The organism is Arthrobacter sp. G.S.26, from assembly GCF_050847375.1.
GTDB lineage: Bacteria > Actinomycetota > Actinomycetes > Actinomycetales > Micrococcaceae > Arthrobacter.
Genome location: NZ_CP193752.1, coordinates 1,742,184 through 1,757,668, shown reverse-complemented (window position 1 = coordinate 1,757,668; position 15,485 = coordinate 1,742,184). Strand labels below are relative to the sequence as shown.

Here is a 15,485-nt window from a genome sequence, read left to right as displayed (position 1 = left end):
GTTTAGGTGCTCGCGGCCGGGCTAGGCGGTGCGGGCGTGGGCCAGCGCCGGCGGGGCGATGGGGAGCAGTGCCGTGCCGGCGCTGACGGTGTCCGCGTTCAGCTCCCAGACGCGGCGCAGCGCGCAGAATTTCCACCAGTGATGCTTCAGGACCTCGGGGTTGGCCCGGACGGGCCGGACCTCGGTTTCGCCAATAGCCACTGCCAGCAGGATGGGGTCGTTGCCGTGCTGCCACGGCTCCCAGGTGCCGGCCTGGGCGTCCAGCAGGCTTTCCTCGGCCTTCATGCCGGCCACCAGCTGCATCACCACTTTGTCGTCAAGGGGTTTGACCTGCCCGTCCCGGGTGGTGCCTTTGGTCTTGTAGTCGATCAGGCAGACCCGGCCATTGATGCGGGCCACGAGGTCCAGCGTCCCGGCGTAGCCCACGGTGCTGTTCCACACCGTGATCTCCGGGGCGATGGGTTCCACCTTGAACAGCTCCCACCATTCATCAAACCTGACGGCGAAGGATTCCTCGCCGTTGGCTGCCAGCGCCTCCCGGGTTTCCTTCATGGTGTGCGGCCGGCCCAGTGCCCGCAGGGCAACCTGCTCACAGTAGTTGTGCACCCGGTCCCCGCGGCGGGCGGCGTCGTCACGGTACGTTTCGGCTGCCTTGGCTGCACGGTTCACGGCCTGCCGGATCTTTGCCGGACTGCCCAGGCTGTCTGCCAGCAGCGGGTCCTTGGCCAGGCTGCTTGCCCCCATGTAGCCGAACCAGCCATCGAGGCCGTGCGGCTGCTGCCCGATGACATTGGTGATGGACGGCACGGCAAACTGCTCCGACGTGGACCGCGCATACATCCGGCCGTATTCGGTGGCGTGGGCGAGGAGTGGATCTGTCATACAGGAAACTCTTTCACAGGGGGCCGACAATATCTCCGGGGTCTGGCACCGGGCACAAAAAAGGTCCGTCCCCGCTCTCAACGAGCGGAAACGGACCTTCTGCGGTGGGCGATACTGGGTTCGAACCAGTGACCTCTTCGGTGTGAACGAAGCGCGCTACCACTGCGCCAATCGCCCTGATGCACTTGAATGCTAGCCGACGCCGGGGCCATTTGAAAAATCGGCCGACGGCGGCTGGTTCCGCACTCCCCTCACGGTACCCATGAGAGGTGGCGCGTCAGGCCAAAGCAGTCCCGACTGGTCGTCGCCACCCTCTTTGCGCTGGGAACGGCGTCGGGAATTACATGGCTGTAATTTTCAAGTTCCGCGCCATTACGTGGGAAGGAAGGCTGCCACCGCCGGAAGCTGACCCGCGATTTGGAGAATCCCGGAACCTCCTATATTGTTTTTACTCGTTGGAACGCGAGGAAATGCCGGGTACGGCAGCGAATCATGCCTCCAAAATGCGGACGTAGCTCAGCTGGTAGAGCACCACCTTGCCAAGGTGGATGTCGCGAGTTCGAATCTCGTCGTCCGCTCGCAGGACACTGTCATGGCAATCATTCTTTGGAATGGGCGCTTACACGGTGGGTTGGCCGAGAGGCGAGGCAGCGGCCTGCAAAGCCGTTCACACGGGTTCGAATCCCGTACCCACCTCGGTTAAAACCATGGCTTTCCAGGTAGCACTGGAAGCAATGGGCGATTGGCGCAGCGGTAGCGCGCTTCCCTGACACGGAAGAGGTCACTGGTTCGATCCCAGTATCGCCCACTCGGCAAGGTAACTTGCCTGCTTGCAGTTTGGAACGGTTCCGGCCGGAAAACTGCAGACGCGGACGTAGCTCAGCTGGTAGAGCACCACCTTGCCAAGGTGGATGTCGCGAGTTCGAATCTCGTCGTCCGCTCTGAAATCCCATTGACCGGTTTTCCCGGTTCCGGGCGATTGGCGCAGCGGTAGCGCGCTTCCCTGACACGGAAGAGGTCACTGGTTCGATCCCAGTATCGCCCACACTTGCAGCAGCTCTTCCGGAGCTGCTTTTTTGTGCCCTTTCGACACCCGCCAGCCACTGGCATCCGCTGCGGGCGAACAGCTAAACCCACTGTTTTCCTTGGCACCTGCTGGTTCCGGGGCTAGGATCGAAGGCGGAGGAGCGACCTGGCTCCGCGATTGAAGGGAGGTGCTCGTGGGACTGATTGACGATCTAAAGGGCAAGGCTCAGGGTCTTATCCATGGAAACGAGCAGGCCATCAAGAACGGCATCACCAAGGCCGGCGATTTTGTTGATACCAAGACGGGCGGAAAGTACGCCGGTCATGTGGACAAAATCCAGGATGGCGCTTCCAAACTCGTGGACAAAAACGGTACCCCCGGTCAGGCACCTGCCAATGAGCAGGTTCCGCCGGCCCCTGTGAACCCGGTTCCGCCGGTTGACAGGGCTCCGTAAAGGATTCGGCCAGGGTTTTGCCCTAGCACGTCAAGGGGGCGCGGGTCCCGCCGGGAGGCGGCGCCCGCGCCTTTGGCGTTTAATCAGGCAGCTACCGCCCAGCGGGACCGATTCACCGTCCGCCCGGCCGCGCCGGTAACCTGCCCTCATGGCGAAATTACCCGCACCACCGCGGCAGCAACCGGCACGCAGGCTTTCCGGAATGGATTCCCGTCCGATCGTGGCCGGAACCGTTACCGCGCTGGTGGGCTTCACCTCATCGTTCGCCGTGGTCCTGGCGGGCCTTCGTGCGGTGGGCGCGGATGCCGGCCAGGCCGCATCCGGCCTGCTGGCCGTAACGCTGGCCGTTGGCTTGGGCGTCCTGGTCCTGTCCTTCCGCGCCAAAGTGCCGGTGACCCTCGCCTGGTCCACCCCCGGGGCGGCCTTGCTGGCAACGTCGGGAGCGGTCGACGGCGGGTGGCCGGCCGCCGTCGGCGCCTTCCTGGCGACGGGGGTACTGATCGCCATGACGGGCCTGGTGCCCGCCCTCGGCCGGCTGATGGCCAGGATTCCCACGTCGCTGGCGCAGGCCATGCTGGCCGGTGTGCTCCTGCAGCTGTGCCTGGCACCATTCAAGGCACTGGGCAGTGTTCCCCTGTTTGTGGCCCCGGTGATCATCTGCTGGCTGGCCATGATGAAGTTTGCGCCGCGCTGGTCTGTTCCGGCGGCCCTGGTGGTGGCGCTCGGGGTCATCGGGATCTCGCTGGCCGCCACGGGTACAGGCCTGGGCGACGGCGCCCTCCTGCCTGCCCTGGTGTGGACGGCGCCCGCTTTCAGCCTCCAGGCCATGGCCGGGATCGCCCTGCCGCTGTTTGTGGTGACCATGGCATCCCAGAACATCCCGGGCGTGGCGGTGCTCCGGTCCTTTGGCTACGAAACCCCGTGGCGGCCCTCGATGCTGGTCACCGGTGCAGGGACGGTGCTCGGGGCGCCCTTCGGCGGCCACGCGATCAACCTCGCAGCCTTGAGCGCCGCCCTCGCAGCGGGGGAAGAAGCGGGCGCTGACCGGAGCCGGCGCTGGCTGGCCGGCTTCACCTCCGGGCTGGCCTACCTGGTGCTGGCAGCCTTCTCGGCCGCCCTGGTCACCCTGGTCAGCGCGGCACCAGCCGGAATGCTCGAAGCCGTAGCGGGGCTTGCGCTGCTGGGCACCCTGGCAGGCTCCATCTCATCGGCCCTGGCGGACCCGGAAGACCGGATCGCTCCGGCCGTTACGTTCCTGATGGCAGCGTCCGGGCTGGCCTTTGCCGGCATCGGCTCTGCCTTCTGGGCCCTGGTGGCAGGGCTGGTGGTGCGCGCAGCACTCCGCCCGGACAGGCAGGCAGCGGACTGAAACCGGCGGCCGCCTGCAGCAGACGGGTCAGGACGGTTCGTGGTTCTGGCCTTCCCGGGCCAGTGCCGTGAGCCGGGAAACCGCACGGAAGTACTTCTTCATGTACCCGCCGGTCATCATTTCCTCGGTGAACAGCTTGTCGAACGGCACGCCGCTGGCGAGGATGGGCACGTCCTTGTCGTATAGCCTGTCGGCCAGGACCACAAACCGGAGGGCCACGGACTGCTCGGTGATGGTTTCCACGTTGCGCCACACGATCCCGTCGATGCCGCTGATCAACTGCCGGTACCGGCTGGGGTGCACCCCGGCCAGGTGCGCAAGCAGGGTGCTGAACTCATCGTCGGCCACCGTCTTGCCGGCAAACTCTGCTTTTACGTGGGCCGAGAGGTCGCTGTTTTTCAGCGGGGCGGGGGCGGCGGGCAGGCCGCGGTGCCGGAAATCCTCGCCGTCGATCCGCAGCACGTCGAACTGGTCCGCCAGGACCTGGATCTCGCGCTGGAAATCCACGGCGGCGAACCGGCCGTCGCCCAGGGAACCAGGCAGGGTGTTGGACGTCGCAGCGAGCTTCACGCCGGCGTCGGCCAGTTCCCGCATCAGGCGGGACATCAGGACGGTGTCGCCCGGGTCGTCAAGTTCGAACTCGTCAATGCAGACCAGTTTGTAGCTGCTCAGGGCCTCCACGGTCTTGCGGAAGGACAGCGCCCCCACCAGGTTGGTGTACTCCACAAAGGTGCCGAACGCCTTGGGGCCCGGGGCCAGGTGCCAGAGTGAGGCGAGGAGGTGGGTTTTGCCCACACCGAATCCGCCGTCAAGGTAGATGCCCGCACGGGATTCGTCCTTTTTGCCGAACAGCTTCTTGAACAGGCCACCCCCGCCGCCGGTACCGACGCCTTCGGCGAAGCCCTGCAGGGCGTGGACAGCAGCGGCCTGGCTGGGCTGGTTGGGATCCGGCCGGTAGCTTTCAAAGGACACCTGGCCGAACCGCGGCGACGGGAAGAACCCTTTGAGGAGTTCATCCACCGACACCGCCGGTGTGCGGGCGGCGAGCTGTTCGATCTGTACCAAGGTGGTCCGTTCTGCTGGTGGGTGGTCCCGGGAAATGATACCGGCAATGCCCGGCGCGGACGGGTGCTGCCGCCGGGGGACCACGGCGGCGTGACCAAGGCAACATTTCGCCCTGTTAACGGAATACGGACATCGTTCCGGGCGCTGGCTAGGGTGGGAGCAGGTCCCAATGCCGGTCCCGCGGTGCTCCCGTGTTCTCAATGAAAGGCCAAAACATGCCCTACGCGGTTGAACAGAACGACAAGTTCGCAGCCTACGCCCACCCCGAACGCCTGGTTTCCACCGAGTGGCTCGCCGCCGCCCTGGCCGACGGCGCCGTGGAGAACGGCGGCCTGGTGGTGGTGGAATCCGACGAGGACGTCCTGCTGTACGAGACCGGCCACATCCCCGGCGCCGTAAAGATCGACTGGCACACCGACCTCAACGACGACGTCACCCGTGACTACGTTGACGGCGCCGCGTTCGCGGCCCTGGCCGCAGCCAAGGGCATCTCGCGCGACAGCACCGTGGTCATCTATGGCGACAAGTCCAACTGGTGGGCAGCCTACGCCCTCTGGGTATTCACCCTCTTTGGGCACCAGGACGTCCGCCTGCTCGACGGCGGCCGGGACAAGTGGGTGGCGGAGGAGCGGGAACTGACCCGGGACAGGCCGTCCCCGACAGCCGGCACGTACCCCGAGGTTGAGCGCAACGACGCCCCCATCCGTGCGTTCAAGGACGATGTCCTGGCACACCTGGGCAAGCCCCTGATCGATGTCCGCTCCCCCGAGGAGTACACCGGGCAGCGGACCCACATGCCCGCTTACCCGGAAGAGGGCGCCCTGCGCGGCGGCCACATTCCCACCGCAGCGTCCATCCCGTGGGCTCGGGCCGCCGCACCTGACGGCACGTTCCGGGACCGCGCCGAGCTTGAGGCCCTGTACCTCGGCGAGGCCGGGCTCACCGAAGGCGACGATGTTGTGGCGTACTGCCGGATCGGCGAGCGTTCCAGCCACACCTGGTTCGCCCTCAAGTACCTCCTGGGCTTCGAGTCGGTCCGCAACTACGACGGTTCCTGGACTGAATGGGGCAACGCCGTGCGCGTCCCCATCGTCAAGGGCGCCGAGCGCGGCTCCGTGGCCGTCACAACGGGAGTCTGACCCGCCGTCGACGTAGACTTGGGCTGATGACTACTCAAGCCCTGCCTTCCGCCCTGGCGGCAATCGTTGACGACTTCCAGGCCCTCACCGAGCCTGAACGGCTGCAGCTGCTGCTGGAATTCTCGGAGGGACTCCCCCAGCTTCCGGACCGGCTCAAGGACCACCCCGAGCTGCTGGAGCAGGTGGTGGAGTGCCAGTCGCCGCTGTTCCTGACCATTGAAACGGAAAAGAACGCCGGTCCGGCCAGCCCCGTCCACTTGTACTTCAAGGCACCGGTCGAAGCCCCCACCACGCGGGGCTTCGCCGGGGTCCTGCACGAGGGCCTGGACGGGCTCTCCGCGGAGCAGATCCTGGCGGTGCCGGATGACATGCCGGAGCTGCTGGGCCTCACGCGGGCCATCACGCCGCTGCGGATGCGCGGCATGACGGCCATGCTGGGCCGGATCAAGCGCAAGGTCTCCGCAGCGTCGGGCATCGGCCGCTGACGCAGTCTTATGGCACGGAAGAACACCTCACAGGGAACTCCTGCAACAGCGGCACTTGCCGCGGCAGGGGTTCCCTTTGTGCTGCACCCGTATACGCATGATCCGGCAGCGCCCAGTTACGGGACCGAGGCCGCGCAGGCCCTGGGCGTGGACCCGGCCCGGGTTTTCAAAACACTCATGGTGGATGTTGAAGGCAGGCTGGCCGTGGGCATCGTCCCCGTCAGCGGGACCCTGGACCTGAAGGCCATCGCAGCTGCCCTGGGAGCCAAAAAAGCCGCCATGGCTGACCCGGCTGCGGCCCAGCGCCGCACGGGCTACGTGCTGGGCGGCATCTCGCCCCTGGGCCAGCGGCTGCCCTCCCCCACCGTCCTGGACAGCAGTGCCCTGGCTTTGGCCACCGTGCTGGTCTCCGGCGGCAGGCGGGGCCTGGACATCGAACTGGCGCCGGCTGACCTGGTCCGGCTTACGTCTGCCGTCACGGCGGCCATCGGCTCGCGTGCCTGAGCACCAGGCGGCACGTCCACCGGAGGGCGGGCCGGACGGCGGGCCCTCCGGTGGACGTGAGCGCAGGCCGGGCGGCAGGACGCCGGTGGTCCTGGGTCCGTTCGCTTTTATCAAAGGCTGGCTGATTGCCGTGGTGCTGTGGGTGGCGGGCCTGTGCATTGTCCAGGTGACGCAGGAAATTATCTCGTCCCGGCAGGCTGATGGCGGCGCGAACTTTGTGCCTGGCATGATCATGATGCTGGTGGTCTACGGTTTCGGGACCGCGTTGTTGGTGGCCACGCCGCTGGCGGCCCTGCTGGCGTTCCTGCTGCGGCCCGTGCAGAACCAGTGGCTGCATGTGGCGGCTTTTTTCGCCGTGCCAACCCTCACCTATTGGGTCCTGGGCGGCCTGCTGGGGCTGGGCTGGACGCTGGCTGCGCTGGGTTTCTGGGCCACGGTGGGTGCGTCCGCCGCGGTGGGACGCCTTGCCGTGTGGCGAAACGTGACGGCGTGGCAGGACGATGCCCTGCAACCCGGCGGAAGTTAGCCCGCTGCCCGCAGGACGGGCCCGTCAGTTGGCCCCGGGGTTACGGCGGGGTGCCAGCTGCTGCCGCAGCCACGCCTTCACCAGCCGCTCCCAGCGTTCCGGATCCACGTTCCATTCCTTGGTGTGCCGGGCCCGGCTGAACGGCTCGAACGTCACCATCTCCGGGTTCCGCTCGGCCAGCAGGGTGGATGGCGGGTAGGGGACGTACTCGTCGTCCACACTGTGCAGGATCAGGGTGGGCGTCCGCAGTTCCACGGCCCGGGACACCCAGTCCATGGCTTTGAGGTCCACGGGGGCAGACAGGCCGGTGAGCCGGCGGCCCAGTGGGTGGCCGAGCATCAGCTGCCCGTAGCGTCCCACCAGGGAAGGAATGCGGTTCAGCTGGGCGTGGTGGGCCAGGACGTTGACCCAGTCGATCACCGGTGCATCCAGCACCATGGCGCGGATGAGGTGGCGGTAGCGGGAGAGGTCCGCGGTCTGCAGGCAGATGGCGCCGCCCATCGACCAGCCGAAGAGCACAATTTCTTGTGCACCGTTCGCCAGCGCGTACCCGATGGCTGCCTCGATGTCCTGCCATTCGGTGGAGCCGAGCCCGTACCGGCCGTCGTCCGCCGACGGTGCCAGCCCGTCGTTGCGGTAGGACACCAGCAGGCTGGTCAGCCCCAGTTCCAGCGCCGGGCCCACGGCCCGCAGCGCCTCCTGCCTGCTGGCGCCCCTGCCGTGCACCATGATGGCCCACGTCCGGGGGTTGCCCCCGGCCCGGACCAGCCACGCTGGGGCCTGGCCCCGGTCAACGTCAATCAGGACGTCCTCCGCGGGATACCCCGCGGCGGCCGGGTCAGGGTGGAGCGCACCGCTCCACCAGCCCCAGCGGGCCTTTTCCAGGTCGCCGCTGTACACCGCTTCAACCTCCCGCAGCACCGTCCGTTCGGCCGGCGAGTAGGAAATGATCCGGCCGATGCGCGCGTGCCCTTTGCCGCCGTCGAAATAAAACCCGTACGTACCCTCCACGGTGGTGTCGTCGCTGGCGGCGAAGATCACCTGCCGGGCCTGCCCGTCCCGGATGACGGCCAGCACTTCCTGGTCCGCCGTACGCTGCCGGGCGGGGGTGATGACCCGACGGGCAAAGTACACGGCGAGCGCCGAAGAACCGGTGGCCAGCAACCCTGCCAGGGCTCCGCCGCCGATCGTGCCGCCAATGGCCCATTTGGTCCGCAGCGACATCCTGGCGGGCTCCGGGGAGGCGGCGGTGCGGGAACGGCGGGTGCGCTGCGAAGAAGCCATGCTCCTATTCTTACCGCCCCCTGCGGTGTTGCCCGCATTTTGCCGGGGGTGCGTGCCGCGGCCCGGGCGTGCGGCCCCAGGTGCGCAGGACTAGGCTAAGGCCATGAGTGATCCCATCGTCATCCTGACCGAAGAACCCCTGGGGGCGGACGACCGCCTGAACATCGAGCGCCTGGTGGACGGAGCTGATTCGACGCTGCTGCTGCTTGTTCCTGCCAATACGGAACGGCATCTGCTGGTGGACTTCCTGGAGAACCTCTCCATGCTGGACATTGCCAAAGCCTTCAGGGACCTCACCTCCTCGACCCCGGACCCCGGTACGGAACGCGCCCAGGCCGCCGAAACCCTTGCCGTCTCCCTTGAGGCGTTGTCGGGCCTCGGCTCCGGCGTCACCGGCGAGGTGGTGGACGTCCGCGCGGTTGACGCCCTGGTGGCAAAGGTCCGCGATTCCGGCGCCACCCAGGCCGTGGTGATCACCCGCCCGCACGCCGTGGCGGACACCTTCCACACCGATTGGGCCAACAAGGCACAGGACCAGCTGGGTGTTCCCGTCCTGCACCTGTACGCGGGTTCGGGATTTATCGGCGACTCCTGAGCGTTGCAACGACTATGAGCATCTTCGGCAACAGCATTTTCAAAAAACAGGCAACCACCGCGGTCCCCGCCCCGGCAGGAACCGGTGACGACGCAACCCCCGCAGGTCCCAGCGTTGAAAAGAGCGATGCCCAGTGGCGGCAGGAACTGACTCCCGAGGAGTACCAGGTCCTGCGCAAGGCCGGCACCGAGCGCCCCTACACGGGTGAGTACTGGGACACCCACACCTCGGGCGTCTACCAGTGCAGGGCCTGCGGCACCGAGCTTTTCACCAGCAACGAGAAGTTCGACTCACACTGTGGCTGGCCTTCCTTCTGGGCCCCGCTGGCGGACGGCACCGTCCGCTACATCCACGACCGGACCCTGGGTATGGAGCGCATCGAGGTGCGCTGCGCCACGTGCGACTCGCACCTGGGCCACGTGTTTGAGGGTGAGGGCTACAACAACCCCACTGACCAGCGGTTCTGCATCAACTCGGTATCGCTCAAGCTGGTGGAAAAGGAAACCGGCCTGCCGGCCAGTCCCGGGTCAACGGGCGCCTGATCCCTTAGCGCCGGGCCGGTCTCACCAGACCGGCCCGGCCATTGAGCAATAGTATTTCTTAGGCTAAGCCGTATTTTAGATTAGTTCTTCTGGTTGCTTGCTACGCTTTTTGCAGACCTAAAGCAATCAGGAAGGCAGCCTCCGATGACTGAAACCATCACCACCGCCATCGCCGGGATCTCCGCCGACAACCCGGACTGGACCGCACTCAAGGCGGCGGCCGGCACCCTGCAGGCCCTGCAGGCACAGGACGGTTCAGTCCCGGATCCGGCGGACCATCCCGCAGCGGCAGCACACGTCGAGGACATCATTGCCGCGATCGGCGCCCTGGCCCCGGCCTTCCCGCACGATGCCCGGTATCTGGCCGCCGTGTGCACCGATTTCGACGGCTGGGCTGCGGCCGGCTTCGCCGTGCCTGACTTCCTGGCATCCCTGCTGGCCTTCCAGCCACAGGAGCAGCGCGTGAACGGCCTGCAGCACCTGGTCATCTTCCCGATGTACACCCAGAACGGCAGCAGCAGCCGCTTGGTCGAAGCAGTCCTCCTTGAAGTGATCTGGCCCGTATTCATCGCCGCGCTGGAAGCCGGGGACTACTCCAACAAGCTGTTTGTCCCCATCCGTTTTGTGGACTTCACCGCAGGCTACGACACCAACTCCGCGGTCCTGTTCCCCGAAACGGTTGCCGTCAGCACCACTCCCACGTTCACGTGGGGCGCCATTTTCGCCGACCGCGAGGCAGTGCGGTTCCGCCGGGTCCTTAAAGCCGCCGCAGGCATCACGGGCCTGGAACTTCCGGCGGGTGCCGCGGAACTGCTCGCGGACCAGGACCTCACGGAGGCCACCTTCGTGATGTGGGACCTTATCCACGACCGCACCCACATGCGCGGCGACCTGCCCTTCGACCCGTTCATGATCAAACAGCGGATGCCGTTTTTCCTGTACTCGCTGGAGGAACTCCGCTGCGACCTCACGGCGTTCCGCGAGTCGGTCCGCATCGACAAGGACGAAAATGCCGATCCGGAAGCCCGCCGGCACGCCAGGCTGGTGCAGTACGCCATCATCTTCGACAGGATCTTCCGGTTCGCCATCACCGGCAGCCGGGTCCGCAACTACGACGGCCTGGGCGGCCAGCTCCTCTTCGCCTGGCTGCACCAGCGGCACGTGCTGCATTGGACGGACACCCGCCTCAGCATCGACTGGGACAACGTCGCGGACGCCGTGATCGCCCTTGGGACCACCATCGACGACCTGTACTGGCGCTCCATCGACCGGCCCAAAACCGCGCACTGGCTTGCCGCCTACCAGTTGGTGGCCGGCACCCTCACGCCCCACCCGGCATCGGCCTGGGCCAAGGGCCCGGACGCCCTGCCGCTGGACGGTCCGCCGCGGGGCCTGACCGACCAGGTCCTTGACGATGAATTCCCGCTGTCCATGTTCTACGAAGCATTGGAGAAGAAGATGCGTCCCGTCATTGAATCCACCGCGGGGCTCACGGGCGGGTCGCCGCTGTGAGCCTTGGGTCCACGCCGGCAACCGTCCTGGTCACCGGCGGCAGCGGCCCCTCCGGCGTAGCAGTCGCCCGGGCCCTGCACGCCGCCGGGCACCGGGTGTGCACCGTTGGTTCCGATCCGGACCGGATCGCCGACGCCGCCCGGCAGGCGGGTACCGGCGTCACCGCCTTCACCTGCGACCTTTCAGTGCCCGACGACGTCCGGCAGCTCCGCGCGGACGTCACGGCGGCCGCCGGGCCGGTGGACGCCGTGATCCACCTGGTGGGCGGCTGGCGGGGTGCCAAAGGCATCGCGGACCAGACGGACGAGGACTGGGACTTCCTGGCGCGCGGCGCCATCACCACGCTCCGCAACGTCTCCCGGGTGTTTTACGACGACCTCGCTAAGTCTTCGGCCGGCAGGTTCGCCATGGTGTCCTCTACCGCGGTGACCCGCCCCACGGCGGCAACCGCCAGCTACGTGGCAGCGAAGGCGGCGGCCGAGGCCTGGACCATGGCCATGGCAGACGGGTTCCGGCGGGATGCCGGCCCGGGGGACGAACTGCACGCGGCCGCCGTCGTCCTGGTGGTCAAGGCCCTGGTGGACGACCAACTGCGCAGCAGCCATCCCGACCGGACCTTTCCCGGCGCCACCGACGTCGCGGACCTGGGTGCCGCCGTCGTTAATCTCTTTACCACCCCGGCGGACCAGCTTAATGGCACCCGGCTGGTCCTGGCCCCCTGACCTCCGGCAGCCGCGCAACCCGCAGCCGCGGACCCGCACCGCGGCGCCTGCGGCTGTCCCTAAACTGAAAGTGTGAGCAAACCTTTGACAACCACAGCCGAATCCGCCACCGCCGCGCGCCTCCACAACCCGGACATCCGCGGCTTCGCATCCGATAACTATTCCGGCGTCCACCCGGAAGTCCTGGCTGCGCTGGCGGCCGCCAACGAAGGCCACCAGGTCTCCTACGGCGAGGACGACTACACCGCCCGGCTGCAGGACCTGCTGGCCGAACACTTCGGCGCAGGCATCGAATCTTTCCCGGTCTTCAACGGAACCGGCGCCAACGTGCTGGCGCTGCAGTCGCTGCTGCCGCGCTGGGGCGCCGTCGTCTGCGCGTCCACCGCCCACATCAACATGGACGAGAACGGCGCGCCGGAACGCATCGGCGGGATCAAGCTCCTGCACGTCCCCACGCCTGACGGCAAGCTGACACCGGAACTGATCGACCGCGAGGCTTGGGGCTGGGGCGATGAACACCGGGCCCAGCCGCTGGCCGTCTCCATCACGCAGACCACCGAGCTGGGGACCTGCTACACCCCGGAGGAAGTGGCGGCCATCGCCGAACACGCCCACGCCAAGGGCATGAAGCTGCACATGGACGGCGCCCGGCTGGCCAACGCCGCAGCCCACCTCCAGGTTCCGCTGCGGGCCTTCACCAGGGACGCGGGCGTGGACATCCTCTCCTTCGGCGGCACCAAAAACGGCCTGTTGTTCGGCGAGGTGGTGGTGGCCCTGAACCCGGAGGCGGCCTCAGGCCTGGTGTACCTGCGGAAAATGAACATGCAGCTGGCTTCGAAAATGCGGTTTATGTCCGCCCAGTTCATCGCGCTGCTCGAGGACGGCCTGTGGCTGCGCAGCGCGTCGCACGCCAATGCCATGGCCACCAGGCTGCGCGCCGCAGTCGACAGCATCGACGGGGTGCTGCCCACGCAGAAAACCGAATCCAACGGTGTCTTCGCCGTCCTCCCGGAGGGCGTGGCTGACCGCCTGCGTGCCTCGTTCCGCTTTTACGACTGGAATGAGGCTGCACGGGAAGTGCGGTGGATGTGTTCATTCGACACCACCGAGGAGGACATCGATGCGTTTGCCGCCGCGATCCGTCATGAACTTCGGGACTACCGCCAGGGCAGCTAAGCGCTGCCAACGGCGAGCCTTCCGGCGCTCACCTGCACCGTTGCGTACTCTGCGAAGGTGAACGCACTTGACCAGGTTCCCCCGGACTTCCTCCGGGCGTTGGGAACCCTCAGGAAAGCCCAGTGCCGCAAGGAACTGCGCCTGGCCGAGATTCCGGCCCCGGCCCGCCTGGCGCCCTTTGCCGTGGCGCTGGGCGCGGAGGTCATGGCCCACGGCGCCGGCACAGCCGCCACCGCCCTGCACGGACCCGCCGCAATGGCCCTCGCGGCCGCGGCGGGTTCCGCTGGCGATGACGATACGGAACTTGCCACCGGCCGCTTCATCCTCCTGCACGACCCCGACGGCTCGGCCGTGTGGGACGGCGAATTCCGCATCGTGACCTACATCAGGGCAGAGCTGGAAGCCGAGATGGGCAACGACGAGATGCTGGGCACGGTTGCCTGGACCTGGCTGGTGGAAGCGCTGGAAAACCACAAGGCCGACTACCGGGCAGCCGGCGGCACCGCCACCCGCGTCCTGTCCGAAAGTTTCGGCACCCTCTCCGAACGGCCCGGCACCATCGACATCGAACTCCGCGCATCCTGGACGCCTGCCACCGCCGATGTGACAGCGCACCTTGAGGCCTGGTCTGACATGGTCTGCACGTTCGCTGGCCTGCCGCCACTGCCGGACGGCGTCACCGCCCTGCCCCACCGGCGCCGGAACTAGGATGCCGAACCGTCCCCCGACAGTCCCCAACCGGGCCGCCCGGTAAACTGGAAGCATCATGACCCCAAACATTCCGGAAAACACCACGGCCGGCGACCCGGCTGCTGAGACCGCACCCCACATCACGGTGGAGGGCTTCGAAAGCCCCATCCCCGAAGTCATCGAGCTCGACACCCCCCGCGAGGGGGTCCCGCTGGTCATCGAAACGGCCGCCGGACTGGAACGGTGCGCCGCGGCCATCGCCGCCGGCACGGGGCCTGCAGGGGTCGACGCCGAACGGGCGTCAGGGTTCCGCTACGGCCAGCGCGCCTTCCTGGTCCAGATCCGGCGCGAAGGCACCGGCACCTGGCTGATCGACCCCGAGCCGTTCGACAACCTGGACATCATCAACGACGCCCTCTCCGGCGTCGAATGGATCCTGCACGCCGCCAGCCAGGACCTGCCCTGCCTGTCAGAGCTGGGCATGTGGCCGGACCGGCTCTTCGACACCGAACTCGCCGCCCGCATCGCCGGGCTCCCCCGCGTTGGCCTGGCCGCCGTGATTGAGCAGCTGCTGGGCTTCGGCCTCGCCAAGGAGCACTCCGCAGCGGACTGGTCCACCCGCCCCCTCCCCGAGCCCTGGCTGCGGTACGCGGCCCTGGACGTGGAGGTCCTCGCCGAGCTCCGCGAGGAACTGATCGAACTGCTGGCAGCCGACGGCAAACTGGACTACGCCGAGCAGGAGTTTGCCGCAATCCTGGCAGGGGGTGTGGCGCCGCCCCGGGTTGACCCTTGGCGGAAAACCTCCGGCCTGCACCAGATCCGGGACCGGCGCCAGCTGGCCGCTGTCCGCGAACTTTGGCTGGAACGCGACTCGCTGGCCCAAAAGCGCGACGTCGCCCCGGGCCGGCTTATCCCCGATTCGTCCCTGGTGGCGGCAGCCAAGGCCATGCCCACCACCGTCCCGCAGCTCCTGGGCACCAAGGGCTTCCACGGCCGCGCTGCCCAGCGTGAAGCACCGCGGTGGCTGCGCTGCATCGCCACCGCCCGCGCCATGGAGGACCTGCCGCCGCTGCACCTGCCCACCAACGCCCCGCCGCCGCCGCGCGTCTGGGCCGACAGGGATCCCGAGGCCGCAGCCCGGCTGGCCACGGCCCGCCCGGCCCTGCAGGAGCTGGCGGAGAAGCTGAACCTGCCGCTGGAAAACCTTTTGACCCCGGACACCCTCCGCCGGGTGTCCTGGCGGCCGCCGGCCGAGATCACGGCGGAGGGCGTCGCAGCCGGTCTGCTGGCCCTGGGTGCCCGCCAGTGGCAGGTTGACCTGACGGCGCCGTTGATCACCGAGGCGTTCCTCCACCCGCAGCCGCTTCCCCCCAAGGAACCGCGGCAGGCCGTGGCTGCGGGACAGTAGCCGCCTGCCTCAGGGCCCTTGCGGCCTAAGTTACTCACGAGTAACATCGAGTGTACCGACGCCTGGCACTGCCGCACTCCGGCACGCGGCCGGCGCACCGTCTCG

At 67.4% G+C, this 15,485-nt stretch carries 16 protein-coding genes and 6 tRNA genes; 18 read left to right on the top strand and 4 right to left on the bottom strand.

Annotated features, from left to right (window positions below; genetic code table 11):
• Window positions 1–21: 21 nt before the first annotated feature.
• Entirely contained in the window at window positions 22–882 is an 861-nt protein-coding gene (locus tag ACRB8A_RS07970) for a cytochrome (protein ID WP_056599742.1), read from the bottom strand.
• 105 nt (window positions 883–987) lie between these two features.
• A tRNA-Val gene (locus ACRB8A_RS07965) sits at window positions 988–1,059 on the bottom strand.
• A 328-nt stretch (window positions 1,060–1,387) separates the two neighbouring features.
• Between ACRB8A_RS07965 and ACRB8A_RS07960 the strand changes: the two genes are divergently transcribed.
• The 7 genes from ACRB8A_RS07960 to ACRB8A_RS07930 all read left to right on the top strand — a co-directional run bounded on the left by ACRB8A_RS07960 (window position 1,388) and on the right by ACRB8A_RS07930 (window position 3,732).
• Window positions 1,388–1,460, top strand: a tRNA-Gly gene (locus ACRB8A_RS07960).
• Window positions 1,461–1,507: 47 nt separating this feature from the next.
• Window positions 1,508–1,578, top strand: a tRNA-Cys gene (locus ACRB8A_RS07955).
• A 40-nt stretch (window positions 1,579–1,618) separates the two neighbouring features.
• Window positions 1,619–1,690 (top strand) — tRNA-Val (locus ACRB8A_RS07950).
• A gap of 60 nt (window positions 1,691–1,750) precedes the next feature.
• Window positions 1,751–1,823: transfer RNA gene (locus ACRB8A_RS07945), tRNA-Gly, on the top strand.
• Window positions 1,824–1,855: 32 nt separating this feature from the next.
• A tRNA-Val gene (locus ACRB8A_RS07940) sits at window positions 1,856–1,927 on the top strand.
• Between the two features lie 175 nt (window positions 1,928–2,102).
• Window positions 2,103–2,363, top strand: a complete 261-nt coding sequence (locus ACRB8A_RS07935) for an antitoxin (RefSeq protein ID WP_050684119.1) — start codon at window positions 2,103–2,105, stop codon at window positions 2,361–2,363.
• 202 nt (window positions 2,364–2,565) lie between these two features.
• A complete protein-coding gene (locus tag ACRB8A_RS07930; protein ID WP_050684061.1) occupies window positions 2,566–3,732 on the top strand; it encodes a benzoate/H(+) symporter BenE family transporter in 1,167 nt (388 codons plus the stop codon).
• Window positions 3,733–3,759: 27 nt separating this feature from the next.
• Here the strand turns inward: ACRB8A_RS07930 and zapE are convergent, their stop codons facing one another.
• The gene (gene zapE, locus ACRB8A_RS07925) at window positions 3,760–4,797 is read right to left on the bottom strand and encodes a cell division protein ZapE (protein WP_050684118.1); all 1,038 of its coding nucleotides are present in this window, start codon (window positions 4,795–4,797) and stop codon (window positions 3,760–3,762) included.
• A 215-nt stretch (window positions 4,798–5,012) separates the two neighbouring features.
• Here zapE and ACRB8A_RS07920 point away from each other — a divergent pair, with 215 nt between their 5' ends.
• From ACRB8A_RS07920 to ACRB8A_RS07905, 4 genes are read left to right on the top strand one after another with little or no spacing between them, the layout of a single operon-like run.
• Window positions 5,013–5,936, top strand: coding sequence for a sulfurtransferase (locus tag ACRB8A_RS07920; protein WP_056599744.1), 924 nt, complete (start codon window positions 5,013–5,015; stop codon window positions 5,934–5,936).
• 26 nt (window positions 5,937–5,962) lie between these two features.
• On the top strand, window positions 5,963–6,421 hold the full coding sequence (locus ACRB8A_RS07915; protein ID WP_050684059.1) for a SufE family protein: 459 nt from the start codon (window positions 5,963–5,965) through the stop codon (window positions 6,419–6,421).
• Window positions 6,422–6,430: 9 nt separating this feature from the next.
• Window positions 6,431–6,925, top strand: coding sequence for a Cys-tRNA(Pro) deacylase (gene ybaK / locus ACRB8A_RS07910; protein WP_050684058.1), 495 nt, complete (start codon window positions 6,431–6,433; stop codon window positions 6,923–6,925).
• Window positions 6,918–7,451 carry a hypothetical protein gene (locus tag ACRB8A_RS07905; RefSeq protein WP_157370989.1) on the top strand — a complete coding sequence of 178 codons (534 nt, stop codon included), beginning with the start codon at window positions 6,918–6,920 and terminating at the stop codon, window positions 7,449–7,451. The genes ybaK and ACRB8A_RS07905 overlap by 8 nt, the downstream gene beginning before the upstream one ends.
• A 24-nt stretch (window positions 7,452–7,475) precedes the next feature.
• On the opposite strand, the gene ACRB8A_RS07900 is transcribed toward ACRB8A_RS07905, so the two are convergent.
• Window positions 7,476–8,735 (bottom strand): alpha/beta hydrolase family protein, encoded by a 1,260-nt coding sequence (locus ACRB8A_RS07900; RefSeq protein ID WP_050684056.1) that lies wholly within the window; start codon window positions 8,733–8,735, stop codon window positions 7,476–7,478.
• A 103-nt stretch (window positions 8,736–8,838) separates the two neighbouring features.
• Between ACRB8A_RS07900 and ACRB8A_RS07895 the strand changes: the two genes are divergently transcribed.
• From ACRB8A_RS07895 to ACRB8A_RS07865, 7 genes are all read left to right on the top strand, one after another.
• Window positions 8,839–9,330: a hypothetical protein gene (locus ACRB8A_RS07895; RefSeq protein WP_056599747.1), complete on the top strand. Its 492-nt coding sequence runs from the start codon at window positions 8,839–8,841 to the stop codon at window positions 9,328–9,330.
• Window positions 9,331–9,344: 14 nt separating this feature from the next.
• Window positions 9,345–9,872, top strand: a complete 528-nt coding sequence (gene msrB / locus ACRB8A_RS07890) for a peptide-methionine (R)-S-oxide reductase MsrB (RefSeq protein ID WP_082178153.1) — start codon at window positions 9,345–9,347, stop codon at window positions 9,870–9,872.
• Between the two features lie 144 nt (window positions 9,873–10,016).
• Window positions 10,017–11,384, top strand: a complete 1,368-nt coding sequence (locus ACRB8A_RS07885; protein WP_432245926.1) for a DUF6421 family protein — start codon at window positions 10,017–10,019, stop codon at window positions 11,382–11,384.
• Window positions 11,381–12,106, top strand: a complete 726-nt coding sequence (locus ACRB8A_RS07880) for an SDR family oxidoreductase (RefSeq protein ID WP_056599749.1) — start codon at window positions 11,381–11,383, stop codon at window positions 12,104–12,106. Before ACRB8A_RS07885 ends, ACRB8A_RS07880 begins: the two co-directional genes overlap by 4 nt.
• An 84-nt stretch (window positions 12,107–12,190) precedes the next feature.
• Complete coding sequence (locus ACRB8A_RS07875) at window positions 12,191–13,282, top strand: threonine aldolase family protein (protein ID WP_056599751.1); 1,092 nt, start codon at window positions 12,191–12,193, stop codon at window positions 13,280–13,282.
• 57 nt (window positions 13,283–13,339) lie between these two features.
• Window positions 13,340–13,990, top strand: a complete 651-nt coding sequence (locus tag ACRB8A_RS07870) for a DUF3000 domain-containing protein (protein WP_056599754.1) — start codon at window positions 13,340–13,342, stop codon at window positions 13,988–13,990.
• Window positions 13,991–14,048: 58 nt separating this feature from the next.
• A complete protein-coding gene (locus tag ACRB8A_RS07865; RefSeq protein WP_056599757.1) occupies window positions 14,049–15,380 on the top strand; it encodes an HRDC domain-containing protein in 1,332 nt (443 codons plus the stop codon).
• Window positions 15,381–15,485: the final 105 nt, after the last annotated feature.